The sequence below is a fragment of the Acinetobacter brisouii genome, from assembly GCF_008993995.1.
GTDB lineage: Bacteria > Pseudomonadota > Gammaproteobacteria > Pseudomonadales > Moraxellaceae > Acinetobacter > Acinetobacter brisouii_A.
Window position 1 is genome coordinate 21336 of sequence record NZ_BKNN01000040.1, and the last position, 7554, is coordinate 28889.

Here is a 7554-nt window from a genome sequence, read left to right on the forward strand (position 1 = left end):
ATTTATTTCCTAGAAATTTTTGGGAAAGTTAATTGGCAGCGCAAACCACCCAAAGGCGAATGATCAAAACTTAACTGACCACCTAAAGCTTTGGCAATTTTAACCGAAAGTGCCAGACCTAAACCTGTGCCTCCCGTGCTCCGTGTACGCGAATCATCGACACGATAAAAACGTTCACCCAAACGCTGTAACTGTTCATCAGATAAACCGAGCGGGCTATCATCGATCAACAGTGTCCATGCCTGTTCAGTTTGTACGGTATGGATGCGAATCATTCCACCCATTTCTGTATAACGAATACTATTACCCAACAAATTCACAATAATTTGTTTAAAACGGTCGACATCTAGAGAAAGCAGCGTGCCACTTCCTTCAACCTCAACTTGCAACTGTGCTTGTTCAAGTTTAGGCGTAAAATTAATGACTTCCTGCACGACGGTCTGCCACGGGTCGACTTCTGCAAAATAGCATGTCAATTGCTGCGCCTCAACCTGTGCTAAATCTGCCAAATCTTGCGTTAATTTTTTCAGGCTACTGACCTGACTCATCATTGAAGCAAAATGTTCAGGGGTTGGTTTTCGAATCCCATCTTGCATCGCTTCAATTTGCGCCTGCAATACAGCAAGTGGCGTTTTCAACTCATGTGAAGTATCGGCGACCCATTGACGGCGTGACTGTTCATGTTGATCTAAAATTTCGGACAAATGATTCATCTGGTTAGATAAATCACCCAATTCATCATTACGCTTGACCTGCATTTTATATTGATAGTGCCCTTTGGTCAGCTCACGAGCCGTTCGTAGCAATTGATGAATCGGTTTCTTAAAGTATGTCGCGAGCAATAAAGCCAAAATTAGACTGGCAACCACAGTCACTGCATAAATCAAGAGCAATACTTTCTTTTGTGTACTAAAGAAATTTAGACTTAAAGCATCTTCCTGATCTAAAACAGGTTTTAATCCCAGATAACCCACAATTTGATTATTGACTTTAATTGGACGAAATGACACTGCCCCTGTATTTTGCTCACCCACAATAAAATGCTTCTTAGCATCATATAAAGACAAGCGAGAACTTAGCCCCAATTTGTCAGGCATGGGAATAAAGCGCTTTTTACCTTCAGGGGGGGGAGTATCTTCAGGAGGTGGTGTATTGGCATCTTTGGGTGGACGTGGTTGCTGAATGGGTTTGCGATTCCAAAAAATTGGACCACTATTGAGTGGAAAACTAAGCCCTTCAAAGGGTTGATATTCAGAAGGTAAATTTTCTTGTAGCAAACGAATTTCATCAACAGACAAACCTTCTTTTTTAATGGCTGTTTGTTGTTCTACGCCTGTGGGTACGTTGAGAATGGTATTTTCTTTAAAATAGCGCTGCTGAAAGGCAATGTCATACTGACGGCGTAACCAGACTCTTGATAAATGGTCATAATCATCAGGGCCGGGTTGACCTTCAATCTGTAAAATCTGTGCCTGAATCGCATTGCCCCAGTCATGATAAATGCTGTAGACCCCAGCCAGATTTTCAATCAGATGATCAAGTTTCTGCATTTCAACATCTGCCACATATTTGGCAAAGTTTTCCTTCATCGTCCATTGGAACACGCCTAAACTCACTGTGGTAATAATCACCGTGGTCAGTAGCACTGTGAAAAACAGGCGCAAGGCAATCGGAATACGCAGCTTTTTCAACAACTCAACTCAATTAATATCCTGAATTTCTCCATTGTAACCAACATGTCCACAAAAAACTCTTCATTGTTCCTCCATGTTGGTTGATTAAAGTTAACACAGTTGCACTTTTACTCCTTCACATCATATAAGGACAATAATATGAATCTATTTGCAAAAGTTGCATTGGTCAGTGCCGTAATTTTGAGCATGGGGACATTAACTGCGTGTCAATCCATGACAAAACCACATGAACCCCCGATGCAAGCTGGCCCACAAGACCCTCATCACCGCCATCATGCTCCTCGCATGTCTGAACAGGACATGGCAAAACATAAAGCTGAATTTGAACAATTCAAACAGGCATGTAGCAATCAACCTGTAGGTGCCAAAGTTCAAGTTAAACTTGCAGATAAAACCATTACAGGTACCTGTGAATTGCGTTTTAAACCAGATCAGGACAAAGACCGTCCATTACCACCACCGCCTCCAGCAGATGCACCTGCACCAGCAGCACCTGCAAGCAAGTAATTGCACAGATAGAAAGAAACGGCATACGCTCTGTATGCCGTTTTTTATTTTCAGGTTAAGGTTGGCTAAAGCTACATTTTAACTATAAATAAAAATAATATTTTTCATAAGCTTAGTATTATTAATAAAACTTTATTTGACTTTAGAGTCACACAGAAACCACGATTTTACTCTTGTCGGATACTGCAACTTGTTGCACGATGTACTGCATACAAAGTGCTGGGAAAGGCACATTTTAAAGACATAAAACTGGGGTTTGCCAGTACAAGAGGACATCATCATGCCACATTACAAAGCGCCTTTACGTGATATGCAATTTGTCTTACATGAATTGCTCGATGCAGAGCAGCACTATGCCAAACTGCCTGCTTTTCAAGATACAGTCAGCCGTGAATTGATTGATCAATATTTAGAGGCTGCTGCAGATTTTTGTGAAAATGAGCTTTCCCCACTCAATCAAGTGGGCGACCGTGAAGGCTGTACATGGCATGACGGTGAAGTCACTACACCCACAGGTTTTAAAGAAGCCTATCAAAAATATATCGAACTTGGTTTCCCATCTCTATCTGCTGAAGAACAGTATGGCGGTCAAGCTTTACCGAACTCACTTGCCACTGTAATTTCAGAAATGGTCGGCAGTTCAAACTGGGCATGGGGCATGTATCCTGGCTTGTCACATGGTGCGGTACGTACCATTGAACATCATGGTTCAGACGAGCAAAAAGACACGTACTTACCGAAACTGGTTTCAGGTGAATGGACAGGTACCATGTGCTTGACCGAATCCCATGCGGGTTCAGACCTTGGCATTATTCGTAGTAAAGCTGAACCGAATGCCGACGGCAGCTATGCCATTTCTGGAGAAAAAATCTTTATCTCCGCGGGCGAACACGATATGGCTGAAAATATCGTGCACATCGTCTTGGCGCGCTTGCCAAATGCTCCGAAAGGCACCAAAGGTATTTCGCTGTTTATTGTGCCTAAATTCCATGTCAATGCAGATGGCTCTCTTGGTGAGCGTAACAAGGTTCGCTGCGGTTCTATCGAACATAAAATGGGGATTCATGGCAATGCCACCTGTGTCTTGAATTTTGACAAAGCCACAGGTTATTTGATTGGCCCTGAAAACCGTGGCTTAAACTGCATGTTTACCTTTATGAACACGGCACGTATTGGTACAGCCGTACAAGGTTTAGCGGCATCCGAATCTTCTTTCCAAGGCGCACTGGTCTATGCCAAAGAGCGTTTGGCGATGCGTTCACTGTCTGGGGCAAAACAGCCTGAAAAAGAAGCTGACCCGATTATTGTGCATCCTGCTGTTCGTAACATGTTGCTCACTCAAAAAGCCTTTGCCGAAGGTGGTCGTGCGCTCGTTTACTTACTCTCTCAATATGCGGACTTGGTTGAACGCGCTGCAACACCTGAAGAACGCGAATATGCGGACAATATCTTGTCACTACTTACACCAATTGCCAAAGCTTTCTTGACGGAAACAGGCTATGAAGCTGCCAACAAAGGCGTTCAGGTCTTTGGTGGACATGGCTTTATTGCTGAACATGGCATGGAACAGATTGTTCGTGATACCCGTATTGCCTGTTTGTATGAAGGAACCACTGAAATTCAGGCACTGGATTTATTGGGTCGTAAAGTCCTACAGACCAAAGGGGCTTTATTGCGTGATTTCACCAAAATCATTTATGACTTCACCCAAGAACAAGCCCACAATGCTGAATTACAAGCGTTGATCAGCGAACTGGCTAGTCTCAATAAAGAATGGGGACAACTCACCAACCGTATTGGTGAACGTGCTCGCGAAAATGCCGATGAAGTCGGTGCTGCCGCAGTCGACTATTTATATTTTGCAGGCTATGTGACGCTTGGCTATTTATGGGCGCGTATGGCGGTTGTTGCACAGCAAAAATTGGCTCACGGTTCAAGTGAAGTTGAATTCTATAAAGCCAAAATTACCACAGCACAATTCTACTTCAAGAAAATACTGCCTCGTGTTCACGGACACATTGCCGTGATAGCAGGTGGCTTAGAACCACTGATGAATTTAGATGCTGAACATTTTGCGTTCTAATGCACAGAAAAAGGCTGCCTGACTGTGCAGCCTTTTTTATGAAATGTCTTGCAACGATATTCAGGAAGCGATCCATCAGTATCGTCATAAAAGTTGCTAGAGTTAAAGCAAACTCAAAAAAACAGGTGAACAACAATGCCAATCTACAATGCCCCACTTGCTGATATGCGTTTTATTTTAAATGAAGTTTTTGACGCAGAACAATTTTGGCAAAGCAATGAAAAGCTGGCACATTTAGATGCTGCAACTGCCGAGGCAATTTTAGAAGAAATGGCTAAATTTGCCAAAAATGTGACACTGCCAATCAATCGCAGTGGCGATGAACAAGGCGCACACTATGCCGATGGCAAAGTGTCTACCCCTGAAGGTTTCAAGGCAGCATTTCAACAATATGCCGAAGGTGGCTGGATTGGTTTAAGCGCCGATGAAGAATGGGGTGGTCAAAGCATGCCAAAAATGCTGACTGTCCTGTCTGATGAAATGATTTTTGCCACCAACCCGTCCTTTATGCTGTATCCACTGTTGTCGGTCGGTGCAGGCATGGCGCTCAACAGCTATGCGTCACAACAACAAAAAGAAACCTATTTACCAAAAATCTATTCGGGTGAATGGTCAGGCACCATGTGCTTAACCGAGCCACATGCAGGTACAGACTTAGGCATTATCAAAACCAAAGCAGAACCGAATGCCGATGGTAGCTACAACATTACAGGCACCAAGATTTTCATTACAGGTGGCGACCACGACCTGACCCAAAACATCATTCACCTTGTCTTGGCCAAAACACCGAATGCACCAGCAGGTTCTCGCGGTATTTCACTGTTTATTGTGCCGAAATACATGGTCAATGAAGATGGCTCTTTAGGTGAACGCAACACAGTTGCCCCAGGTTCAATTGAACATAAAATGGGAATCAAGGCATCTGCAACTTGTGTCATGAACTTCGATGCAGCCAAAGGTTTCTTGGTCGGCAAAGAAAATGAAGGCTTGGCGGCAATGTTCGTGATGATGAACTATGAGCGCTTGTCGATGGGGATTCAGGGGCTAGGCGCGGCTGAATTTGCCTATCAAAATGCTGCTCAATATGCCACAGACCGTTTGCAAGGGCGCAGTGCCACAGGCGTGAAAAGCCCAGAAAAACCTGCGGACAGCATTTTAGTGCATGGCGATGTACGTCGCATGTTACTCAATGCCCGCGCCAATAATGAAGCATCACGTGCCTTTGCGGTATATGTTGGTCAACAGCTCGACATCACCAAGTTTTCAACCGATGCCGAAGCGGTGCGTAAAGCCAACAACCGTGTTGCCCTGCTCACTCCAATTGCCAAAGCCTATTTAACCGACACTGCATTCAATGCGGTTCTAGATGCGCAAATGTGCTTTGGGGGACATGGTTATATTGCTGAATGGGGCATGGAACAATGCATCCGTGATTTACGTATTTCCCAGATTTACGAAGGAACCAACGGCATTCAGTCGCAAGATTTGATTGGGCGTAAAGTTATTAAAAACAATGGTGAATTCTTATATGAATATATCGATGAAATCCGTAGTTTTGTCGATGAACTTGATACTGACCTCACCATTATTAAAGATATAACCTTAGATGCCTGCCTTGAAGTTGAAGCTTTGACACAGCGTATCATTGATCAAGCTCAAGAAGACCCTGACTTTGCCAATGCGGTGGCGGTTGATTTCTTGCATGTGGTGGGCTTACTCAGCTTTGCCTATATGTTTGCCAAAATTGCCAAAGCGGCGGAGTCAAAACAAGGCGAGTTTTATGCCAATAAGCTGCGTTTGGCACAATACTACATTGAAAAAGTCTTGCCTGAACTTAATAGCCGTTTTGCCAAAATCAATGCAGGTTCGAGTGTCATCATGCAGTTTGATCCAGACTACTTTACTCAACAGTAATTCCATTTCGATCTAAAAAAATGCCTGTTTATCAGGCATTTTTTTTTGGTTTTATGATTTGTCATCCTGTCATCACAATGCTAATTTAAGCTTATCATAGATTGTTTTAAGGTGTTTTTGCGATGCCTATTCCCAAAAATAAGACCGATCAAATACAACAGTTCCTAGATCGGGTTGGTCATTTAGCCGTAGAGAGTTTTCATTATTTAGCGCTGTTTATTATTGGCTGTATGATCGCATGGTCTGCGGTACACACCACCATCGACATTTTTACTGCAAAAAGCTATGCCAGCATTGATGATATTTTGCTGTTATTTATCTATTTAGAACTGGGTGCTATGGTTGGCATCTACTTTAAAACCAATCATATGCCTGTGCGTTTTCTCATTTATGTGGCAATTACTGCACTCACTCGCCTGCTGATTTCGGTGATTCAGCATGACCATAAAGCCTCTATGGATTTAATTATTGTCACAGGTTCAATTCTGATTTTAGCTGTGGCAATTTTTATCGTGCGCTATGCTTCTTGGCATTATCCATCAGCCATTAAAGAAAAAAATGAAGTGGGCAGTAAAAAGCTACAACCTCAAGATGATGAATTGGCTTAATTGTCAGGTATAGTAATGCGGGTGAAATCAAGAGAATTGCAACGTGTCTGAATTAAATTTTGAACGTCTAGAACAGTTTTTTGCCAAAGTCCCGAGTGTCCAAGCCAGTCGTATTGTGGGACATGGGGATGATGGACAACATGCATGGTGGTTTAAGTTTTTTATTGATATTGAACATCCATTGGCATGGCAAACCGTACAAGAACTTGGACATGTTTTAAATTACCTGTCGACCAATGAGCGTTTACCGACTCAGTTTTTGCCTGTCTCTCCACCACCTTATATGAATGGTGAAGCCAAAGACTTTTTGGCGTGGGTGATTCAATGCAACCATGCCGAGTTTTCACCCGATGTGGTCTGTGACTGGCTTGAAGCACGTTTGCCTAATCCTATTGAAGATGTTGAGAAATGGAAAATCAAAACCGATTTAAGCGAACTGAATAATTTAGATGACAAAACACTGGATCAACTCATCCCACCGCAACAGTGATCATTTTGAATAAAAAAAGAGAGGCACATGACCATTGCTGTCCCACAATTTTTCACAAGAGGAAGCTCATTTGAGCTTCCTCTTGTTTTATGGGTATTTTATCGGGTGAAAATAAAGCTTTTAAAGTTCTACTTTCAAACAAATTCACTTGAATTATTCTGAGTAAACGTTGAACTGTCCAACCTGTTTTCCCTAAATGTTGAGCGAAACTCACCAATAAATAGGCGATCATCGCAATCCAGATTTGTGTCTGAATTG

Annotated in this window: 6 protein-coding genes and 1 pseudogene; 5 read left to right on the top strand and 2 right to left on the bottom strand. The window is 42.8% G+C overall.

The genetic code is table 11. The features are described 5' to 3' along the window. Positions 1-2: 2 nt before the first annotated feature. Positions 3-1691 (bottom strand): sensor histidine kinase efflux regulator BaeS, encoded by a 1689-nt coding sequence (gene baeS / locus GBN19_RS10455; RefSeq protein WP_151778098.1) that lies wholly within the window; start codon positions 1689-1691, stop codon positions 3-5. A gap of 141 nt (positions 1692-1832) precedes the next feature. Here baeS and GBN19_RS10460 point away from each other — a divergent pair, with 141 nt between their 5' ends. From GBN19_RS10460 to GBN19_RS10480, 5 genes are all read left to right on the top strand, one after another. After that, the gene (locus tag GBN19_RS10460; RefSeq protein WP_151778093.1) at positions 1833-2201 is read left to right on the top strand and encodes a hypothetical protein; all 369 of its coding nucleotides are present in this window, start codon (positions 1833-1835) and stop codon (positions 2199-2201) included. A gap of 280 nt (positions 2202-2481) precedes the next feature. Continuing rightward, on the top strand, positions 2482-4284 hold the full coding sequence (locus tag GBN19_RS10465) for an acyl-CoA dehydrogenase C-terminal domain-containing protein (protein ID WP_151778094.1): 1803 nt from the start codon (positions 2482-2484) through the stop codon (positions 4282-4284). 135 nt (positions 4285-4419) lie between these two features. Beyond that, positions 4420-6198, top strand: a complete 1779-nt coding sequence (locus tag GBN19_RS10470) for an acyl-CoA dehydrogenase C-terminal domain-containing protein (RefSeq protein ID WP_151778095.1) — start codon at positions 4420-4422, stop codon at positions 6196-6198. Positions 6199-6320: 122 nt separating this feature from the next. After that, entirely contained in the window at positions 6321-6806 is a 486-nt protein-coding gene (locus GBN19_RS10475; RefSeq protein WP_151778096.1) for a phosphate-starvation-inducible protein PsiE, read from the top strand. Positions 6807-6849: 43 nt separating this feature from the next. After that, positions 6850-7296, top strand: a complete 447-nt coding sequence (locus tag GBN19_RS10480; RefSeq protein WP_151778097.1) for a hypothetical protein — start codon at positions 6850-6852, stop codon at positions 7294-7296. Positions 7297-7348: 52 nt separating this feature from the next. Here the strand turns inward: GBN19_RS10480 and GBN19_RS10485 are convergent. Then, positions 7349-7554, bottom strand: a pseudogene (locus tag GBN19_RS10485) (IS4 family transposase); the annotation flags it as partial.